The sequence below is a fragment of the Methylosinus sp. DMC45 genome, assembly GCF_056313885.1.
Genome location: NZ_JBQUZK010000036.1, coordinates 131,368 through 149,893, shown reverse-complemented (window position 1 = coordinate 149,893; position 18,526 = coordinate 131,368). Strand labels below are relative to the sequence as shown.

Annotated in this window: 18 protein-coding genes, 1 tRNA gene and 1 pseudogene; 8 read left to right on the top strand and 12 right to left on the bottom strand. The window is 66.1% G+C overall.

What is annotated here, in order from left to right; all coding sequences use genetic code 11:
* The first annotated feature begins 77 nt into the window (after window positions 1–77).
* Complete coding sequence (locus ACT53T_RS10205; protein ID WP_476161101.1) at window positions 78–764, top strand: sulfate transporter family protein; 687 nt, start codon at window positions 78–80, stop codon at window positions 762–764.
* A gap of 21 nt (window positions 765–785) precedes the next feature.
* Here the strand turns inward: ACT53T_RS10205 and ACT53T_RS10200 are convergent, their stop codons facing one another.
* Window positions 786–1,790, bottom strand: a complete 1,005-nt coding sequence (locus ACT53T_RS10200) for a complex I NDUFA9 subunit family protein (protein WP_476161100.1) — start codon at window positions 1,788–1,790, stop codon at window positions 786–788.
* Between the two features lie 168 nt (window positions 1,791–1,958).
* On the opposite strand from ACT53T_RS10200, the gene ACT53T_RS10195 reads away from it, so the two are divergent.
* Window positions 1,959–2,043, top strand: a tRNA-Leu gene (locus ACT53T_RS10195).
* Window positions 2,044–2,089: 46 nt separating this feature from the next.
* Window positions 2,090–2,575, top strand: a pseudogene (locus ACT53T_RS10190) (recombinase family protein); the annotation flags it as partial.
* Between the two features lie 81 nt (window positions 2,576–2,656).
* Here ACT53T_RS10190 and ACT53T_RS10185 read toward each other — a convergent pair.
* Entirely contained in the window at window positions 2,657–3,388 is a 732-nt protein-coding gene (locus ACT53T_RS10185; protein ID WP_476161166.1) for a nucleotide-binding protein, read from the bottom strand.
* A gap of 488 nt (window positions 3,389–3,876) precedes the next feature.
* Between ACT53T_RS10185 and ACT53T_RS10180 the strand changes: the two genes are divergently transcribed.
* The 4 genes from ACT53T_RS10180 (at window position 3,877) to queF (ending at window position 8,326) form a co-directional block, all read left to right on the top strand.
* Window positions 3,877–5,784: a hypothetical protein gene (locus ACT53T_RS10180; RefSeq protein WP_476161099.1), complete on the top strand. Its 1,908-nt coding sequence runs from the start codon at window positions 3,877–3,879 to the stop codon at window positions 5,782–5,784.
* 132 nt (window positions 5,785–5,916) lie between these two features.
* A complete protein-coding gene (locus ACT53T_RS10175) occupies window positions 5,917–6,495 on the top strand; it encodes a DUF2939 domain-containing protein (protein WP_476161098.1) in 579 nt (192 codons plus the stop codon).
* Window positions 6,492–7,832 (top strand): peptide MFS transporter, encoded by a 1,341-nt coding sequence (locus ACT53T_RS10170; RefSeq protein ID WP_476161097.1) that lies wholly within the window; start codon window positions 6,492–6,494, stop codon window positions 7,830–7,832. Before ACT53T_RS10175 ends, ACT53T_RS10170 begins: the two co-directional genes overlap by 4 nt.
* Window positions 7,833–7,864: 32 nt before the next feature.
* A complete protein-coding gene (gene queF / locus ACT53T_RS10165) occupies window positions 7,865–8,326 on the top strand; it encodes a preQ(1) synthase (protein ID WP_018267840.1) in 462 nt (153 codons plus the stop codon).
* Between the two features lie 115 nt (window positions 8,327–8,441).
* Here the strand turns inward: queF and kdsA are convergent, their stop codons facing one another.
* Window positions 8,442–9,299 (bottom strand): 3-deoxy-8-phosphooctulonate synthase, encoded by an 858-nt coding sequence (gene kdsA, locus ACT53T_RS10160; RefSeq protein ID WP_476161096.1) that lies wholly within the window; start codon window positions 9,297–9,299, stop codon window positions 8,442–8,444.
* Between the two features lie 34 nt (window positions 9,300–9,333).
* Entirely contained in the window at window positions 9,334–10,233 is a 900-nt protein-coding gene (locus tag ACT53T_RS10155) for an SDR family oxidoreductase (protein ID WP_476161095.1), read from the bottom strand.
* A 110-nt stretch (window positions 10,234–10,343) separates the two neighbouring features.
* On the opposite strand from ACT53T_RS10155, the gene ACT53T_RS10150 reads away from it, so the two are divergent.
* Window positions 10,344–10,760 (top strand): winged helix-turn-helix transcriptional regulator, encoded by a 417-nt coding sequence (locus ACT53T_RS10150; RefSeq protein ID WP_476161094.1) that lies wholly within the window; start codon window positions 10,344–10,346, stop codon window positions 10,758–10,760.
* Between the two features lie 12 nt (window positions 10,761–10,772).
* Here the strand turns inward: ACT53T_RS10150 and ACT53T_RS10145 are convergent, their stop codons facing one another.
* From ACT53T_RS10145 to ilvN, 8 genes are all read right to left on the bottom strand, one after another.
* Window positions 10,773–12,080, bottom strand: coding sequence for an HlyC/CorC family transporter (locus ACT53T_RS10145; protein WP_476161093.1), 1,308 nt, complete (start codon window positions 12,078–12,080; stop codon window positions 10,773–10,775).
* A 16-nt stretch (window positions 12,081–12,096) separates the two neighbouring features.
* On the bottom strand, window positions 12,097–13,890 hold the full coding sequence (gene aroB, locus ACT53T_RS10140; protein ID WP_400765891.1) for a 3-dehydroquinate synthase: 1,794 nt from the start codon (window positions 13,888–13,890) through the stop codon (window positions 12,097–12,099).
* Window positions 13,891–13,937: 47 nt separating this feature from the next.
* Window positions 13,938–14,648 (bottom strand): NUDIX domain-containing protein, encoded by a 711-nt coding sequence (locus ACT53T_RS10135; protein WP_476161092.1) that lies wholly within the window; start codon window positions 14,646–14,648, stop codon window positions 13,938–13,940.
* Window positions 14,645–15,550, bottom strand: a complete 906-nt coding sequence (locus ACT53T_RS10130; protein ID WP_476161091.1) for a PhzF family phenazine biosynthesis protein — start codon at window positions 15,548–15,550, stop codon at window positions 14,645–14,647. The genes ACT53T_RS10135 and ACT53T_RS10130 overlap by 4 nt, the downstream gene beginning before the upstream one ends.
* A 47-nt stretch (window positions 15,551–15,597) precedes the next feature.
* A complete protein-coding gene (locus ACT53T_RS10125; protein WP_476161090.1) occupies window positions 15,598–16,059 on the bottom strand; it encodes a nuclear transport factor 2 family protein in 462 nt (153 codons plus the stop codon).
* A gap of 25 nt (window positions 16,060–16,084) precedes the next feature.
* On the bottom strand, window positions 16,085–16,504 hold the full coding sequence (locus ACT53T_RS10120; protein WP_245258473.1) for a nuclear transport factor 2 family protein: 420 nt from the start codon (window positions 16,502–16,504) through the stop codon (window positions 16,085–16,087).
* A 243-nt stretch (window positions 16,505–16,747) separates the two neighbouring features.
* A complete protein-coding gene (gene ilvC, locus ACT53T_RS10115; RefSeq protein WP_476161089.1) occupies window positions 16,748–17,767 on the bottom strand; it encodes a ketol-acid reductoisomerase in 1,020 nt (339 codons plus the stop codon).
* 207 nt (window positions 17,768–17,974) lie between these two features.
* Window positions 17,975–18,526 (bottom strand): acetolactate synthase small subunit, encoded by a 552-nt coding sequence (ilvN, locus tag ACT53T_RS10110; protein ID WP_026191637.1) that lies wholly within the window; start codon window positions 18,524–18,526, stop codon window positions 17,975–17,977.

Below are 18,526 nucleotides of genomic sequence, written 5' to 3'. Positions count from 1 at the left end.
GAAGGGCGGTCTCGGTCCGGCTTGCGCCCGCGCCCGGCTCCCCCCATCTTGACGGCGACTTCCGCTTCGGAGCCCCCATGCTGCAAGACGCCCTGGACGCCGCCCGTCAAATCTTCTCGCCGCCTTTTCGCAACGTTCTGCTCAAGAGTCTCGGTCTGACCTTCGTCCTGCTGGCCTTGGCCTGGACGGGGCTGGACAAGGCCGCGCTGTCTTTTCTCACGGCCGACAACTATTGGTTGCGCGCCGTCGTCACCTTCGCGACGGGCGCCGGGCTCATCGTCGGCCTTGCTTTTCTCATCGCGCCGATCTCCATCCTCGTCGCGGGGTTTTTCCTCGACGATCTCGCCGATGTGGTCGAGGAGGAGATCGATCCGCAAGGGCCGCGCGGGCGTCCGCTGCCGGCCGGTCAGGCGATGGTGATGGCGCTGCGCTTCGCGATCGTCTCGGCGGGCGTCAATCTCGTCGCGCTCTTGCTGCTGCTCGTGCCCGGCGTCAACGCCATCGTCTTCGTGCTGGCCAACGCCTATCTGTTCGGCCGGGAATATTTCGCCTTCGCCGCGACGCGTTATTGCTCGCTGGAGGACGCCCGCGAGCTGACCCGTCGCCATGCGACGACCTTGTTCCTCGCGGGCTTGTTCATCGCCGGCTTCGTCGCCGTGCCGGGCCTCAATCTGTTCACGCCTTTGTTCGGCGTGGCCTTCATGGTGCGCCTGCACAAGCGCCTCACTGCCCCGGCGGCCCGCGCGGAGGCGCGGGCGCGCTGAGGCTGGAGAGGGTCGGGCGGCTCAGGCGAGCCGCTGCGCCTGATATTGGCCGGTCTTGCGGTAGCGGTAGAGATAGGTCGGGACGATCGCCTCGATCGCCGTCGGCGTGATTCCGAGCCCTTGCAGCGTCAGCCCGGTGGCCTTGGCGTCGGCGGAGACCACATTGTCGTGGCGCAGCAGCTCCACCTGATCGACGGTCGTCGTCAGCAGGCTGGGGAAGAGGCCGAGCGAAAGCGAATGCAGCGTCTGCGTGATGCGGGCGATGAGCGCCCCCGTCGCGAAGGAGAGCGGCCAGATTTTGACGTCGCGCTCGGCGACCTTCAGCGCATATTCGACCAGCGCGCGGAAGGTCTTCACCTCCGGGCCGCCGAGCTCATAGGTCGCGCCGGCCTGGGCGCGGCCGTCCACCGCCAGCGCCACGGCCTGCGCGACGTCGCCGACATAGACGGGCTGGAAGCGCGTCGCCTCGCCGATCACCGGCTCGAAGGGCAGATAGCGCGCCAGCGTTCCGAAGCGGTTGAAGAACTCGTCCTCCGGGCCGAAGACGACGGAGGGGCGCAAGATCACCGCGCCGGGGAAGGCGGCGCGAATCGCGGCCTCGCCCTCCGCCTTGGTGCGGGCGTAGGTGGAATGGGAATTCTTGTCCGCGCCTATGGCCGAGACATGGACGAGGTGCTTCACGCCCGCCGCCACGGCGGCCTCGGCGACGGCCTTGGCCCCCTGCGCATGCAGGGTGGAGAATTTCTGCTTGCCGCCCTCGGCCAGCACGCCGACCAGATTGACGACGGCCTCGGCCCCGCGCACGGCGGCGGCGACGGAGGCGGGATTGCGCAGATTGGCCTGCACCGGGAAAATCTGCCCCACCTTGCCGAGAGGCTGCAGGAAAAAGGCGAGATCCGGCCGCCGGCAGGCGACGCGCACGCGCCAGCCGTCCCGCGCGAGGGCCGCCACGACATGGCGCCCGATGAATCCCGACCCGCCGAACACCGTCACGATCCGCCCGGCATCCTTCACATCTGCGCTCATTCTTCGCCCCACGCCGATTCGCTCGAGGAGCGATCGAGACTATCGCTCCGTTTCGGGCGGATGCTCTAGCGCGATTTGGCCGGAAAGGGAATGCGCCGCAGCAGCGTGAACGAAGCGTGACGAGCGCCATTGACAAGCAGAGCGTCCGCCTCGTAAGAGAGCCGCGTTGCCCAGGTGGCGGAATTGGTAGACGCGCTGGTTTCAGGTACCAGTGGTGAAAGCCGTGGAGGTTCGAGTCCTCTCCTGGGCACCATCTCACTCTCGCAGAGTGTTTTGGAGCGCTCGCCGACCGGCCTTAGGGTCGCCGCCTGTTCGACATGCTGCGCTCGGGCGATACCTTGGTAGTCCGTTGGGTTGACCGCCTCGGCCGCAACTATGCCGACGTGACGGACACCATTCGAGAGTTTATGCGGCGCGGCGTAGTAGTGAAGACGGTCATCAATGGCCTCGTCTTCGATGGCGCGACCAAGGACCCCATGCAACAGGCCGTGAGAGACGCCCTCATCGCGTTCATGGCCGCCACGGCACAGGCCCAAGCCGAGGCCACGAAGGAAGCTCAGCGCGCCGGGATCGAACACGCCAAGGCGAACGGCGAGGCCAGCAAGTATCGGGGCCGCAAGCCCAGCTACTCGCGGGAGCAATTCGACACAGTTCGCGACATGCTCGGGCAGGGGGCGGGCGTTGGCCCTGTGGCGACCGTGACGGGCCTGACGCGGCAGACTGTCTACCGGATCAAGGACGATGCGGCGGCGGCTGAAGCGGCCCTCGCCGAGTGGGGGCTGTGAATGCCGCGGCTCGTCACGAATGTTTAGGCGCGCCCGTGGCAATCTGTGTTTTTTGGTGACCAGGGCGCGCGCGTTGCGCGGTCAAACATAGCCATAGGGTGTTTCTTCCAGAAGAATGAAGTCCTTTCCTGTCCTTGCTATCCTATAGCCCCAGCGCTCGGCCGCTTTTGCGATATAACTGCGCGCTGACCCGGGAGTCAGTTTTAACTCTCGGTCGATGTCGATAAATCTCATCGCGCGTAAATTGTCTGAAGCTGGCCGGCCGCCCATCCAAGATTGAATAAGAGAAATGCAGTCGTCGGGGTCTTCAGTAAGGGCTTCTTCGCTTTTGCTTTCTTCAGCGATATTCCCATTCACGACGGCGCGCCGCGCCCCCAGTCTTTGAACAGCTTTTCGGACGCGGTTACAAGCTGCGCCGAGTGCCGCGACCATATTCCCGTCCTGCCTATCTGGGTCAAAAATGGCCGGAGTGACGCCAAGGAGGTCGGTCGGCAAATGGAGATCGTCGACTCCGCGCGGCACAATCATGAAACAGCGGTCGGCACCGAGTCTTCCAGCAAACAGGCCCATCTCAAACACGATATTGTCTCGGACCGTTTGCTTGGTCTGGTCGCGAAGGATTGTGACGTCGTCGGGTGCGAAAATGAAAAGGCCAAAATCGCTTTCGTCAAGCTGATCGATAAGCGACGCCAACGCGGTACGAGTGGGTGTGAACACACCTTGCGTCCAGACCGTCGATTCCACGTCATGCTCCAAATTTTCTTGGACAGCGTAAGCTAGGTCAAGATGCTCTACAGATGACCCAATGAACATCCGAGGCTTCATAGTCCCCCCAATACCTTGTTGATCGACCAGTCGAGCAATAGAGGGTTATTAGTTATCATGGCCGTTGCCGCCGCAAAATACGCGCCGCCGTCCAATCCCCCAGAATGACACCCGCGGGCAGCTTCACGGCCTCCCCACACGCCTTCAGGCTGTCCGTCGACGCGGCCCCCGCATAGACGCCCATGGTCTCCCGAGCGGCAGTTTCTGCCCTTCAAGCGCGCCGCCTTGCTTGTCAAAGTGCGGACCCGACCCGCCGTTGACGGTAGGACATACCGCTGATACACATGAGGCCAGTTGCGGGGGCAAAAAGCGCAATAAAATCAGTGTCGATTGACGGGCTAGAGCCAATCCTCTCCTGGGCACCATCTCACTCTCGCAGAGTGTCTCGCTCACTCCCGCAGAGCGTCTTGGAGCGCCGCCGAGCCGCGGATGTCCCGGGTCCGAAAGGCGTCCGACGCGCCGGGCCGAAGCCGAAAATGAAGAGAGCTCTTCTCGCAGGCGCGGCGATCATCGCGGGCGTCACGGCGGCCCATGCGACGGACCTTCGCTTCGAGGATCTCGGCGCGCAGAGGGCGATCACGTCCATTTCCGCCTTTGGCGCGACCTGCGACGACGCGGCGCTCGCAGCGGCTGCGGCGGCCGGGCGAACGATCGTCATCGACAGAGTGTGCGCGGTCTCGAACGATCTCGCTCTGTCCGGCATGACGATGTGGCTCGTCGAGCGCAGCGGAGGGTTTCGGGTCGCGAATCGGAAAGCGCTGACCTTTGCGGACGGGGCGACGGTCGTCGCCGGCCCCTATCAGATTTTCAGCGGCCCCGGCGCGGTCAGGGGGCTGGCTTTTCCCAAGCCGGAATGGTGGGGGGACGCCGATCAGGCGGCGTCGGTGCAGGCCGCGCATGACAGCGCGAAATTCGCCGCGCTCCACCGCGGCGTCCTGACGCCGCGGAACACGAAATATGGCGTCGATCTCGGCTGCGGATTTTATACTTTCGCCCGCACCGTCGCGCTTTCCCCGGTGACATGGTTTCCGCTTCAATTCACCGGTTGCGCGGCGGCGCTCGGCGGCACGCGAATCATGGCCTCCGAAACATTCGAGGGCGACGCGCTCATCGATCTCGTCGCCCCTTCCGCCGCCTCCGAGCAGAACGCGTCATTCGATGTCGGCCAATTCCAGCTCGTCAACAATTCCGCCTATTCGGCGACGAGTCTTCTGCGCATCGGCAAGGATGACGGGACGTCGTTCAACCCCACGCAGCAGAACCGCATTCACGACATAGACTTCGAGAATTTCGTCAACGCCGTAGAATGGCGCAATGGGCGCTTGATCGAATTTCGGCGCATCGGAATGTTCTCGACCGCGCCGCGCGCTTATTGTTTGAACATAAACCCGACGTCGAGCGCCGGCTCATTCGTCGGCGACGCCGATTTTTATCAAATGAACTGCACGCCCTGCCGTGGGACGCTGGCGTCCTGCTCCACCGGCGGAAACTACACGCGCAATATATGGATCAAGGCCGATCATGCCGGAACGGGCGTCGCGGGCCTGCGCTTCCATGCGTGGGTCGGATATTACTCCGCGAAGAATGTGGAGATAGCGGCCTCGAACGGCGCCGCGATCTCGGACATATGGATCGAGACCGGCTCTCAATTCGACGGCCACGGCGAGGAGGGCGGTCCCGTCAATGGCGGAATTGTCGAAGCGACGGCGACCGGGGCGGGGTCGATCATCCAGAATATAAACATCGGCAATATTTATGCGCGGGCGTCCTCGCCCAAGCATATCGGCAGCGCCTTCACTTTCTATGCCGATGACGCCGCGGCCGCCGGCGCCGGCGTGAATTCGATAAGCATGGAAGGGACGTGGATCGCCAATGATTCGGCCGGCGGGGTTCTCGCGCATAATGTCCGCGGGATAAAAATAGACGCGATTTTCGCCTCGTCCGGGTTCGTCGGACAGACCGCAGTTCGGCTGGAAGGATCGACCTCGGATGTGACGATTCATCTCGACATGCAATATTGCCTCGCGCCTTATCTCTATGATTACGCCGTCGTGGCGCAGGACACGGTCGGCAATGTGAAGGTTTCGCCCTCCGCCGTTTCCGGCTGCGTCAGGACTCCGTCGTCCAATTCCTCCCGCGGGACGGGGGTCGATCTTTCGGGGCTCTGGCCGCGCTCTTCGGCCGACGGCCCGTCCGAGGCGAAGGGACTGGCGACGCTGCTCGGCTCGACGGTCGGTTCTCTGCCCCGCTGCAATTCCGGCGCTCTCGGCCAAATCGCCTATGTGACCGACGCGAGCGCGGCCATATGGGGCGCGAAGGTCTCGGGCGGCGGCGCGACGAAGACGCTCGCGATCTGCAATGGAACGAATTGGGTGGCGCGATGAGCGGCCGCGCCGATCGAGAGCGCCGCCGCGCCGAAGGGGCTTGCAAGCCGGCCCCGACGGGACGAGAAGCGGAGACCCGCATTTTTTAAAGATCCTGCAGCCCTGTTTCGGGCGGCTCCTGGGGAAACGATCATGCGACGCGCTCTAATCGCCGTTTTCGCCCTTCTCGCTCTTGCGCTTCTCTACGCCGGCTATGCCTTTCTCTCGCTGCGCCAGCTCGAGGCGGGCGTGAAGGCGGGCGACGCCGCGGCCATTTCCGATCATGTCGATTTTCCCGCCGTGCGCGCCTCCATCAAGGAGCAGCTCTCGGCCATCGTCATGTCGCGCGCGCTGGACGAGGCGGATAGGCGCCGCAGCGCCGGGGCGCGGCTCGGCGCCGGGCTGCTGGCGGCGATCGGCCCCGCGCTCATCGACACGGCGATCGATCGCTTCGTCTCGCCCGCCGCCATCGGCGCTCTGCTGGCGCGGCGCGCGCCGGCGGCCGGCGGCGGAGGCGGCGAGGCTGGCGGACAAGAGCCGAGGGAGCTCGATCTGCGTCGCTTCGCGCATCGCTTCGAGCTTCTGTCGCCGACGCGGTTTCGCATCACCCATAAGGATGGCGTCGCCATCGTGTTCGCGCTCACGGATTGGACGTGGAAGGTCGCCGATATTCGCATCCCGCCGGATATTCTGAAAAAGACCATGCGGCCGGACGCCGGCGAGCCTCTGTGAGCGCGCGCGTGGCCGATCTGTTCGGCCATCCGAAGGGCCTCGCCTTTCTCTTCGCGACCGAGATGTGGGAGCGCTTCTCCTATTACGGAATGCGCGCTCTCCTCGTGCTCTATATGGTCGATCATCTGCTCGCGCCCGAGCGCGCGCAGAGCGTCATCGGCCTCGGCGCGCTGAAGCAGGGGCTCGAATTTCTGCTCGGGCCGCTGGCGCCGCAGCCTTTCGCCTCGCAAATCTACGGGCTCTACACGGGCTTCGTCTATCTGACGCCCATTCTCGGCGGATGGCTCGCCGATCGCTGGCTCGGGCGCCGCTACACGGTGATTCTCGGCGCGGCGCTGATGATGGCCGGCCATTTCATGATGGCGTCCGAAGGCCTGTTTCTGCTGGCGCTGGTCACATTGGCGCTCGGCAATGGCGCCTTCAAGCCCAATATCGTCACGCAAGTCGGCGGGCTCTATCGGCAAGACGATCCGCGCCGCGACCGCGCCTTCTCGATCTTCTATGTCGGCATAAATCTCGGAGCTTTTCTCGCGCCGCTGGTGAGCGGCACGCTGGGCGAGACTTGGGGCTGGCATTACGGCTTCGCCAGCGCCGGAATCGGCATGGGAATCGGCCTCGCGATCTATCTTTCGGGCCTGCCGAGCCTGCCGCTCGAGGCCGCGCCCGCGCCGGTCGACGCGCCCGCGACGCGCGGCGATGGGCGCGCGCTGCTCGGCCTGCTGCTGCTGGCGCCGCCGGCCATTCTCTTTTGGGCGGCCTATGAGCAGCAGGGCAACACCATCGCGCTGTGGGCGGAGCGGTTCACCGATCGCCATGTCGATCTTCTGTTCTGGCGCGGCGAAATTCCCGTCACCTGGTTTCAGTCCGTCAATCCGCTGATGATCTTCCTCTTCACGCCGCCGCTGGTGGCGCTGTGGGCGCGGCTTGCGGCGGCGGGGCGGGAGCCCTCGACCATCGTCAAATTGTCGCTCGGCTGCTTTTGCCTCGGCCTTTCCTATCTGATCCTCGTTTTCGCCGCGGAGACGCGCGGGGAGGGGCTGTCGAGCTGGCTGTGGCTGGCGGCCTATTTCGCTTTGCTAACGCTCGGCGAATTGTGCTTTTCGCCGATCACCCTCTCGCTGGTGTCGCGTCTCGCGCCGCCGCGCTCACGCTCCATGGCCATGGGCGCCTGGTTCCTCACAATGTTCGCCGGCAATTTTCTCGGCGGCTGGCTCGGCGGCTTCTGGTCGAGCCTCTCCGGCGCGGGCTTTTTCGCGCTCATCGCCGGCGCGGCCGTCGCAGCGGGCGCGATGATCGAGCTCGCGCGCCGCTTTCGCTCGGACCTCATTCCCGATTGACGCGCGCGCGCGTCGGGTTAAGAGCTTTGCGCATGACGAAGACGCATAAGGGCGCCGCGCTTCTCGGGCAGAAGGCGCCGCTGCCGCAATCGCCCGAAGAGGCCGAGCTCGACCTCGTCGCCAATCCGCATCCGGGCGAGACCTATCTCGTCCGCTTCGCCGCGCCGGAATTCACCTCACTCTGCCCGGTGACCGGCCAGCCGGATTTCGCGCATATCGTCATCGACTATGCGCCGATGGAATGGCTGGTCGAGTCGAAGTCGCTGAAGCTCTATCTCGGCAGCTATCGCAATCACGGCGCCTTCCATGAGGATTGCACCATTCGCATCGCCAAGGATCTCGTGGCCGCGATGACGCCGCGCTGGCTGCGCATCGGCGGCTATTGGTATCCACGCGGCGGCATTCCGATCGACGTCTTCTGGCAGACGGGCGCGCCGCCCGCGGGACTCTGGCTGCCCGACCAGGGCGTGCCGCCCTATCGCGGGCGGGGGTGAAAAACAGCACACGTCGCGCAAGCTCGCTGTCATCGCGAGGAGCGAAGCGACGAAGCGATCCAGGGGCCGCCCATGGCTCTGGATTGCGTCGCTTCGCTCGCAATGACGCGCGCGATTATGATACGAGCGCTTTCGCCAGCCGATCGAAGGGCAGAAGCCCCGCCACCAGCGCGGGCAGATCGCGCAGCGCGATCATGTTCGGACCGTCGGAGACGGCGCTGTCCGGGTCTGGATGCGTCTCGATGAAGAGGCCGGCGACGCCCACCGCCGCCGCCGCCCGCGCCAGCACGGGGACGAAGCGCCTTTCGCCGCCGGAGGCCGCGCCGAGCCCGCCCGGCTGCTGCACGGAATGCGTGGCGTCGAAAATGACCGGAACGCCCGTCGTCTCGGCGAGAATGGGCAGCGCGCGCATGTCGGAGACGAGGGCGTTATAGCCGAAGCTGGTTCCGCGCTCCGTGACCAGCGCGCCGGCGGCGCCCTCGGCGCGCAGCTTGTCGATGGCGTGGCGCATGTCCCAGGGCGCGAGAAACTGGCCCTTCTTCACATTGACGACGCGCCCCGTGCGCGCCGCCGCGGCCAGAAGATCGGTCTGCCGGCAGAGGAAGGCGGGGATTTGCAGAATATCCGCCACTTCCGCGACAGGCGCGCATTGCGTCGTCTCATGGACGTCGGTGAGGATGGGAAGGCCGAAACGCTCCTTGATCTCGGCGAAGATCGGCAGAGAGGCGGCAAGGCCGAGGCCGCGTCCCGCGGAGCCGGAGCTGCGATTGGCCTTGTCGAAAGAGGCTTTGAAGACGACGCCAATGCTCAGCCGCTCGGCGAGCTCGGCCAGCGCCTGAGCGATCTCGAGGCCCTGCGCGCGGCTCTCCAGCGCGCAGGGGCCGGCGATGAGGGCGAGCGGCAGATGATCGCCGAAGGCGACGCGGCGAGCGGCGCCGACCGTGACCGTGGAGAAATCCGCCGCTTTGCTCATCCGCGAACCTTATCACCGATCGCGGCGCGGCGCGTCATTTGTGGGCGGCGGGGAGAGTCGCGAATGTCTGCGCGATGGTGACGGCGTAGGGCGTCGTCGGCCGGCCGATCAGCGCGCTGAGCTGGAGGCCGTTGTCGAACAGCGCGCCCTTCGCCGCGCCCGCGTCGGAATCGGCCAGCAGAGCGGCGAATGCGCCCGGCAGGCCGGCGCCGACAAGAGCGCCGGCGAAATCGGCCTCGGTCAGGTTCTGATAGGCGATCTTTCGTCCCGCGACATCGCTGATCGCGGCCGCGAATTCCGCCAGCTTATAGGCTTCGTCTCCGGCCAGCTCATAGATGCGGCCGGCCTGATCCGCGCCTGTCAGCACGGCGGCGGCGGCCTCGGCGTAATCGGCGCGCGCGGCGGAGGCGATCTCGCCATCGCCGGCGGCGCCGATGAAGACGCCATGCGCCAGCGCCGGGGCGATGGAGGCGGCGTAATTTTCCGTATACCAGCCATTGCGCAGCAGCGCGAAAGGCGTTCCCGAGGCGCGCAGGAGCGCTTCCGTCTCGCGATGCTCCTGCGCCAGCGCCAGCGGCGAGACGTCGGCGCGCAGCAGGCTCGTATAGGCGAGAAGGCCGACGCCGGCCCGCGTCGCCGCCTCTATGACATTGCGGTGCTGAGCCACGCGCTGGCCCACCTCGCTCGAGGAGATCAGCAGCAGCCGATCGACGCCCACGAAGGCCGGGTCGAGCGTCTCCGGGCGGGAATAATCGGCGATGCGCAGCTCTACGCCGCGGGCGGCGAGATCGCGGGCGGCGTCGCTGTCGGTCCTGCGCACGCCGGCGACGATGCGCGTCGCCGGAATGTTTCGCAGCAGCGCGTCGATGACGAGCCGGCCAAGTTGGCCGGTCGCGCCGGTGACGAAAATGCGCGGTTGGGCGGAGGAAGTCATAGCGGCGTTCCTTTAGGTCTCGTTTCTGATATAAGGTCTCTAAACGAGACTATTGAGCCCGTGAAGGAGGCAGTTTTTTGGGACAAGGGAACGCCGAGGGAACCGTCTCGATGACAGCGCGGGAGGAGCTGGCGCGCAAATTCGACGAATGGCGAGGTTTGGCGCTGGATGCGAGCCGCTGTCCGGTGCGCGATGTGCTGGATCGCGTCGGCGACAAATGGTCGACGCTGATCTTGATCGCGCTGGCGGCCGGGCCGCAGCGCTTCGGCGCGCTCAACCGCGCGACGCCGGATATTTCGAAGCGCATGCTGACGCAGACGCTGCGCACGCTGGAGCGCGATGGGCTGGCGGCGCGCAGGGTCTATCCCACCAAGCCGCCGAGCGTGGATTATCGGCTGACGCCGCTCGGCGGCGCCATGATGGAGCCGCTGGCCGCGCTCATTCGCTGGGCGGAGCAGAGCCATCCGGCGATCGTCGTGGCGCGGCGGCGCTTCGACGAAGCGCCTGCCGAAGAGAGCGCGGCGTGAGCCGGGCGCCCGTCACTCCGGCTCCTTGGCCTCCGTGGGCGTCACTTTCAGCACGGTGATGCGGTTGCGCATCTTGCGCAGCACCTCGAAGCGGAAACCGTGGAAGTTGAACACCTGCCCCGCCTCGGGAATCGCCGCCGCCTCATGGATGACGAGGCCGGCGATCGTCGTCGCCTCCTCGTCCGGCAGGCTCCATTCCATCACGCGATTGAGATCGCGCACCGGCACGGCGCCGTCGACGAGCACGGAGCCGTCCTCCTGCGGGCGCACGCCCTGCATGGCGAGGTCGTGCTCGTCGCGAATGTCGCCGACGATCTCCTCCAATATGTCCTCGAGCGTGACGAGGCCCATCACCTCGCCATATTCGTCGACGACGAGCGCGAAATGCGTCTTGCGCTTGAGGAAGGCCTCGAGCTGATCCTCGAGCGTCGTCGACTCCGGCACGAACCATGGCTCGAGAGCGATATCGTCGACATTGAGCTTGGAGAAATCCGCTTTCGCGGCGTCGAGCGCGCGCAGCAGATCCTTGGAGTGGATGACGCCGATGAAATTGTCCGGGCGGTCGCGCCACAAGGGCATGCGCGTGAAAGGCGAGGCCAGCACCTCGCGCACGATCTGCTCGGGCGGCAGATCGGCGTCTATCGTGCGCATCTTCGTGCGGTGGATCATCACATCGGCGACATGCAGCACTTGCAGATCGAGCACGCCGCCGAACATGTCGCGCCAATTGCGCTCGACGGTGCCTTCCTCATGCATGATGTCGACGGCGCTCTTGAGCTCGTCATAGGGCGAGAGCAGCGTGCGGCCATGGCCGATCTCGACGCCGACGAGCTTCAGCACGCCGCGCACGAAGGCCTCCACCGCAAAGAGCAGCGGGCCGAAGACGGCGACAAAGACGCTGATGACGCGGGCGACGCGCAGGGACAGGCGGTCTGGATGGTTGATCGCCACCGTCTTGGGCAGAACCTCGGCGAAGACCAGCAGCAGCACCGTCATGATGATGGTGGCGTAGACGGCGCCGCTCTCGCCGGTGAGATAGACCAGCACGCTGGTGGTGAAGGCCGAGCCGCCGATATTGACCAGAGTGGAGCCGAGCAGCAGCGCCGCGATCATGCGATTGCGCTGGCGCAGCAGGCGATTGACCACCGCCGCGCGGCGGTCGCCTTCTTTCTCCAGCGAGTGCATATGCGCATGGGAGGCGGCGGTCAGCGCCGTCTCCGAGGCGGAGAAGAAGGCCGAGAGAAGCACGCAGAGCAGCACGACCAGGGTCGCGACCCATATGTCGACATTTTCCAGGCCCGCTTCCGCTCCGCCGTGCATGATGAACCTGCTCGCGCTACTCGCGCGTGATCTCGTCTTTGAGGAAGCTGCGCAGCTGATCCACGTCTATGCCCTTGGCGACGAAGGAGCGTCCGATGCCGCGCGCCAGAATGAAGGTGAGCGCGCCTTTCTCGACCTTCTTGTCCTGGAACATGGCGTCGAGCATGGCGTCGGCGTCGTCGCGCCAGCCGGAAATGTCGCGAATGCGAGTCGGCAGACCGACGCGGGTGAGATGGCGGCCGACCCGCTCGGCGTCCTGCAGGCTGCAGAGGCCGAGCCGCGCCGAGAAGCGGAAGGCGCAGACGAGGCCGATGGCGACGCCTTCGCCATGGACGAGGCGCTCGCCATCGTAACGCACGAGCCGCTCCAGCGCATGGCCGAAAGTATGGCCGAGATTGAGCAATGCGCGATCGCCCTGCTCGGTCTCGTCGCGGGCGACGATCTTGGCCTTGGAGCGGCAGCTCACCGAGATCGCCTCGACGCGCGCGGCGCGGTCGGCGAAGACGGCGGAGGCGTTGTTCTCCAGCCATTCGAAGAAGAAGGCGTCGTCGATGAGGCCGTATTTGACCACCTCGGCGTAGCCGGCGCGGAACTCGCGCAGCGGCAGAGTGGCCAGAGCGTCGACATCGGCCAGCACCAGCGAGGGCTGATAGAAGGCGCCGACGAGATTCTTGCCCTGCGGCGTGTTGATGCCGGTCTTGCCGCCGACGGAGGAGTCGACCTGCGCCAGCAGCGTGGTCGGCGCCTGCACGAAGCGCGAGCCGCGCCGGACGCTCGCCGCCGCGAAGCCGGCGAGATCGCCGACGACGCCGCCGCCCAGCGCCAGCACCACATCGCGCCGCTCGATGCGGGCTTCCAAAATCTCCTCGCAGACGCGCTGGAAGACGGGGAAGGATTTGGAGGCCTCGCCCGGCTCGACGATGATCGAGACCGTGCGTATCCCGGCTTTCTCCAGGCTGTGCCGCAGCACGGGCAGCTGCAGCCGCGCGACATTGGCGTCGGTGACGACGGCGCAGGCGGCGCCCGGCGCGACGCGCGCGAGATGCTCGCCCGCCTGCTCGAGCAGCCCGGCGCCGATGATGATGTCATAGGCGCGGTCGCCGAGCCCCACCTCGACAGTCTGCGGCTCGACAGGGGCGGGCGGCGTTCGTGACGTCATGAATCTGTCGAATCCTCGTGTGGTCGCGCTCTCCGGCGCGCCATGCGCGAAGGCCAGCAGCGCGGCGATGGTCTCCTCGACCATCACCTCATGCGCAACGTCGCGGGAGAGCACGGCGATGTCCGCCTGGCGGTAGACCGGATAGCGCTCGTCCATCAGCCGGCGCAGCACGGCGGCGGGGTCGCTGGTCTGCAGCAGGGGCCGGTCGCCCTTGCGGCGCACGCGGCGCAGCAGCACGTCATGCGCGGCGTCGAACCACAGCGAGACGCCGCGCTCCTTCACCCGCGCGCGGGTGGCCTCGTCCATGAAGGCGCCGCCGCCGGTCGCCAGCACGCAGGGCTCGCCGGCCAGCAGGCGGGCGATGACGCGGCGCTCGCAATCGCGGAAATGCGCCTCGCCATATTTGGCGAAAATATCGGGGATCGACATGCCGGCCGCGGCGGCGACGATCTCTGCGTCGGCGTCCTTGAAGGGCAGGCCGAGGCGCTGCGCCAGGCGCTGGCCGATGGAGGTCTTGCCCGAGCCCATCATGCCGACGAGCACCAGCGAGCGGCCGAGCAGAGCGCCGCGAATGGCGCGCGCGCTATCCTCGGGCGGAGTCTGTCCGCCCGGCCGCGCCGCATGGCCGCCGATCGCTTGCACTTTGCTCATGAGGTACAATCTACACCGCGCCGCCAGGAAATTCAGCCCCCATTTGCTCATGTGGGCAGCAGCGGCTCGAGAAAACGGCGGATGAAGTGAAGCATTCGTGGCTCGGCGAGGTCGGCCTGCCGCGCGGCCATGCGCACGCCGGCCAGCTCCGGCTTGCTCTGCGCGGCGATAAAGGCGGTCACGCGCTCCTCCAGCGCGGCGGCGGAGAGCGAAGATTGCGCGATTCGCATGCAGGCGACGCGCGGCCCGGCGAAGACGATGGTCCATTCGGGCGAAAGCCGCACCTCATGCGCCGCAATGCCGGTCTCCTCCTCCAGCTCGCGGAGCAGATTGGCCTCGAGATCGACGATCCCGTCGCGCAGGTCGCTCGGGTCCGGCGTGCCGGCGGGGAAATAGATCGCCCCGGGAGCGGAATGATCCGCCCCCATCTCGCCGAGCAGAAAGGCGCCGTCGGACGAGCGCAGCGCCGGCATGGAGAAGCAGTTGTGGACGCCGCCGCCCGGAAAGCCGAAATCCCGCCAAGCGAGAAAGCGCGAGAAGCGCGTCGCGAAGAATTTGACGCCGAGCGTCCCGTTCTCCCCGCGCGAGACGCCATGGGCGAGCAGCACGGGCCCGTCATAGAGCGAGGGGGCCAAGGCGCGGCGCGCGGCCCAATGGGCGTCGATCTCCGCGCCGCGCAGCCGATCGAAGGCCCAGTCATGCGGCTCGAGCACGCAATGCAGGGCGGCGGCGCCGGCGATCTCGATCTCGCCGCTCATAATTCCAATTCTCCGCGTTGCATTTCCACCGCATGGCCCGCCACCGTGACGGCGACGAGCCGGCCCGCCTCGATCCGCGAGCCGAGGATGATGCGGGAGGGGCGGCCCATGGCGTAGCCCTGCTCGATGACGAATTCGTGCTCGCCGTCCTCCGGCGCCTCGAAGGCGTGGGCGACGCCGGCGAAGGCCGCGGCGGCCGAGCCCGTGGCCGGGTCCTCTCCAATGCCGACGCCATTGGCGAACATTCGCGCGCAGACCGCGCTCGCCGGCTCCACCGTGTCGCTGGTGTAGAGATAGGCGCCGACCGCCTCGCCCATGACGGCCGGAAAGAGCGCAGGGTCCGGCCGCGCGCGATCCAGCGCCGCGCGGGAGGAGAGCGGAATGAAGACGAACTCCACCCCGGCCGAGAAGCGCGAAGGAATATGGCGGGCGAAGCCGATATCCGCGGCCGCGAGGCCGAGCGCGCGGGCCAGCGCTTCGGCCTCCGGCGCCGGCGCTCCGGGAAGCGGCAGGCGCGGCGCGGCGAAGCGGGCGAGAACGGCGCGGGAGGCGTCTCTCACCACATCGCAGCGGACGAGGCCGATCTCCTCCTCGAGCGCGATGACGATTCCATTGCGCGTCAGCATCTCCGGCGCGCGCTGTGTGGCGAGGAGGATCGCCGCGCCGATGGTCGGATGGCCGGCGAAAGGCAGCTCGCGCGCTGGCGTGAAGATGCGCAGCCGCGCCGTGTTCACCGGGTCGCGCGGCTCCAGCACGAAGACGGTCTCGCTGAGCGCGAACTCGCGCGAGATATTCTGCATCGTCGCGCCGTCGAGCCCGTCCGCGCCGAGCACGACGGCGAGCGGATTGCCAGCGAAACGATGCGTCGTGAAGACGTCGAGCGTGAAAAAGCGCAATCGCATGGGGAGGGCGGAGGCTCGGCTGGGGCCAAAAGGGTCAGGGCCGACATTCAGGGCCAGGAAGGCTCGCCTTGAATGTTGAGAATGCTGATCGAATCGCGGAACTCGATCAATTCGACAATGAGCCCGTGCTCGAAACGCACGAAATCGGCGAGGTCGACGCGGCCCTCGAGGCCGGTGCCGCGATGCCGCCAGCGCACGCTGCGCCGGAGCGCGACGCGGCCGCCGTCGATGACCACATCGTCGATCATCGGCTCCGACTGGCAGAAGTCTATGTTGATGGCGCGCAAAATATTGAGCAGCGCATCGACGCCCGTATGCCGGCCGGCATAGGGGATGCGCGTCTTGTCGCCGACGAACTCGCAGACGACATCCGGCGAGAACAGCTCGTGGATGACGCTGAAATCGCCGTTCTCGGCCGGCTGCGAGGCGATCAGATCGAGGCGGCGACGGATTTCGTCGCGTTCCAGCCCCGGCGGGCGGCGGGCGAAAAGCTCTTCGATATCGGTCATAGGCGCCTCGATTCGCGCTTTCTTCTCAGGGGCGGGGCTCGTCCCTTTCGATGAGCTCGTGGTCGCTGAAGGGATTCCAGCCGTGATAATCGAGATATTCGAACACTTCGACGACCATGCCGTTTCGCCAGGACAGGAAATGCGCCATGTCCATGGTCGCCGTGCGGCCGGAGTTGCGATGCCGCCAGGAGTTGCGCCACCGCACCGCCGTCATGTCGCCGTCCACCAATATGTCGAGCACCTCGCTGCCGAGGGGCTCGTAGTCGACGTCGGTGAGACGAATATTCTCGCGAAACGCCTCGCGTCCATGGAGAACGCCGGGAAGAAACAAGCCTTCCTTGGTCGCGTGATAGCGAACGATCACGTCCGGCGCAAAATAACGCAACATCTCCTCGATCTGGCCCGACATGCGCAGGCGCGTGATCTCGAAGACATTGTGTCTCAACTTGCGACGTTCCTCTTCGTCAGGCGCGTCGATTTTCGGCTGCATCGCGCCTCTCCGTCGTAGGGGCGGCGTCTCGGCCGCTCCTCTTTCGACGTTGCGTTCGATCCGAGCTGAACTTCCCTATGGCCCCCCTCCATCGCGCTCGACGAGAGCGCGATCCGATCGGCTCGGCTCGCGCTCTCGAAACATTCGTTGGGAGCGAATTCTGATCGATCGAGCGATTCCGCCCGATCGGAACGCGCTCTAATTGCGGTCCTTGTCGACCAGCCGGTTCTTGCCGATCCAGGGCATCATCGCGCGCAGGCGTCCGCCGACCTCCTCGATCGGATGGGCGGCGTTGCGGGCGCGCGTGGCCTTGAAGGATGTCTGGCTCACCTTGTTCTCGAGCATCCAGTCGCGGGTGAACTTGCCGGACTGAATGTCCTCGAGCACGCGCTTCATCTCGGCCTTGGTGTCCTTGGTGACGATGCGCGGGCCGGTGACATATTCGCCATATTCGGCCGTGTTGGAGACCGAATAGTTCATATTGGCGATGCCGCCCTCATAGATGAGGTCGACGATCAGCTTGACCTCGTGAAGGCACTCGAAATAGGCCATTTCCGGCGCATAGCCGGCCTCGACCAGCGTCTCGAAGCCATTGCGGATCAGCTCGACGAGGCCGCCGCAGAGCACGACCTGCTCGCCGAAGAGATCGGTCTCGCATTCCTCGCGGAAGGTGGTCTCGATGACGCCCGCGCGGCCACCGCCGATCGCCGAGGCGTAGGAGAGGCCGAGCTCGAGCGCATTGCCGGAGGCGTTCTGATGCACGGCGATGAGGCAGGGCACGCCGCCGCCCTTCAGATATTCGCCGCGCACCGTATGGCCGGGGCCCTTGGGCGCGACCATGATGACGTCGAGATCCGCGCGCGGCTCGATGAGATTGAAGTGGATGTTGAGGCCATGGGCGAAGAGCAGCGCCGCGCCGGGCTTGAGATTCGGCGCGAGCTCGGCGGCGTAGATCTCGCCCTGCAGCTCGTCCGGCGTCAGCATCATGACGACATCGGCCCATTTGGCGGCCTCGGCCACCTCCAGCACCTTTACGCCGGCGCCCTCGGCCTTCTTGGCGGAGGCAGAGCCCTTGCGCAGCGCGACCGCGACCTCGCCGACGCCGGAATCCTTGAGGTTCAGGACATGGGCGTGGCCCTGGCTGCCATAGCCCACCACCGCGACCTTCTTGCCCTTGATCAGATTGATGTCGGCATCCCGATCGTAATAGACGCGCATATTCTCGCTTTCCCCCGCAGGACGACAGTCGGCCGTCGCTAGTCTTCAAGAGCGCCGCAACCGCCGGTCGCGCCGGTGGAGTCGGTTTCCTGATTGATTTTACGTGGCTTTTCTCTCGTCTCGGGAAGAACCGCAGGACGAGAGCGTATTTCGCAGACCTTTCTACGCGTCCGGCGCGCGAAGGTCAAAAATTAAGGATTTGCGCGGTCAGATCGGGTCCGGCCCGCGCGAGATCGCGGCGACCCCCGTCCGCGACACCTCGACGAGGCCGATCGGGCGCAAAAGATCGACGAATTCGTCGATCTTGTCGGGCTTTCCGGTCAGCTCGAAGATGAAGCTCTCGATGGTGGCGTCGACGACGCGGGCGCGGAAGGCTTCGGCCAGCTGCAGAGCGGCGTTGCGCTCCTCGCCCTTGCCCTTGACCTTCACCATGGCCAGCTCGCGCTCGAGCGAGCGGGCGGAGACGGTGAGATCGGTGACTTTATGAACCGGCACCAGCCGCTCGAGCTGATGCTGAATTTGCTCGATCGTCTCCGGCGTGCCGGAGGTGACGACGGTGATGCGCGAGAGATGCTCGCCATGGGCGACCTCCGCCACCGTCAGGCTCTCGATATTATAGCCGCGCCCGGAGAACAGGCCGACGACGCGCGCCAGCACGCCCGGCTCATTGTCGACCAGCACGGCGAGCGTATGCGTCTCCACATTGGAGCGCGACGTCGGGGACGAGTAGGGCGAGGGTGGCGAGAGGGGAGCGTTCAT

What these genes read in the sequence shown, in the direction of transcription:
- ACT53T_RS10205 (WP_476161101.1), top strand. Translation starts at nt 78, where the DNA reads ATGCTGCAAGACGCCCTGGACGCCGCCCGTCAAATCTTCTCGCCGCCT.
- ACT53T_RS10200 (WP_476161100.1), bottom strand. Translation starts at nt 1,790, where the DNA reads ATGAGCGCAGATGTGAAGGATGCCGGGCGGATCGTGACGGTGTTCGGC.
- ACT53T_RS10185 (WP_476161166.1), bottom strand. Translation starts at nt 3,388, where the DNA reads ATGTTCATTGGGTCATCTGTAGAGCATCTTGACCTAGCTTACGCTGTC.
- ACT53T_RS10180 (WP_476161099.1), top strand. Translation starts at nt 3,877, where the DNA reads ATGAAGAGAGCTCTTCTCGCAGGCGCGGCGATCATCGCGGGCGTCACG.
- ACT53T_RS10175 (WP_476161098.1), top strand. Translation starts at nt 5,917, where the DNA reads ATGCGACGCGCTCTAATCGCCGTTTTCGCCCTTCTCGCTCTTGCGCTT.
- queF (WP_018267840.1), top strand. Translation starts at nt 7,865, where the DNA reads ATGACGAAGACGCATAAGGGCGCCGCGCTTCTCGGGCAGAAGGCGCCG.
- kdsA (WP_476161096.1), bottom strand. Translation starts at nt 9,299, where the DNA reads ATGAGCAAAGCGGCGGATTTCTCCACGGTCACGGTCGGCGCCGCTCGC.
- ACT53T_RS10155 (WP_476161095.1), bottom strand. Translation starts at nt 10,233, where the DNA reads ATGACTTCCTCCGCCCAACCGCGCATTTTCGTCACCGGCGCGACCGGC.
- ACT53T_RS10150 (WP_476161094.1), top strand. Translation starts at nt 10,344, where the DNA reads ATGACAGCGCGGGAGGAGCTGGCGCGCAAATTCGACGAATGGCGAGGT.
- ACT53T_RS10145 (WP_476161093.1), bottom strand. Translation starts at nt 12,080, where the DNA reads ATGCACGGCGGAGCGGAAGCGGGCCTGGAAAATGTCGACATATGGGTC.
- aroB (WP_400765891.1), bottom strand. Translation starts at nt 13,890, where the DNA reads ATGAGCAAAGTGCAAGCGATCGGCGGCCATGCGGCGCGGCCGGGCGGA.
- ACT53T_RS10135 (WP_476161092.1), bottom strand. Translation starts at nt 14,648, where the DNA reads ATGAGCGGCGAGATCGAGATCGCCGGCGCCGCCGCCCTGCATTGCGTG.
- ACT53T_RS10130 (WP_476161091.1), bottom strand. Translation starts at nt 15,550, where the DNA reads ATGCGATTGCGCTTTTTCACGCTCGACGTCTTCACGACGCATCGTTTC.
- ACT53T_RS10125 (WP_476161090.1), bottom strand. Translation starts at nt 16,059, where the DNA reads ATGACCGATATCGAAGAGCTTTTCGCCCGCCGCCCGCCGGGGCTGGAA.
- ilvC (WP_476161089.1), bottom strand. Translation starts at nt 17,767, where the DNA reads ATGCGCGTCTATTACGATCGGGATGCCGACATCAATCTGATCAAGGGC.
- ilvN (WP_026191637.1), bottom strand. Translation starts at nt 18,526, where the DNA reads ATGAACGCTCCCCTCTCGCCACCCTCGCCCTACTCGTCCCCGACGTCG.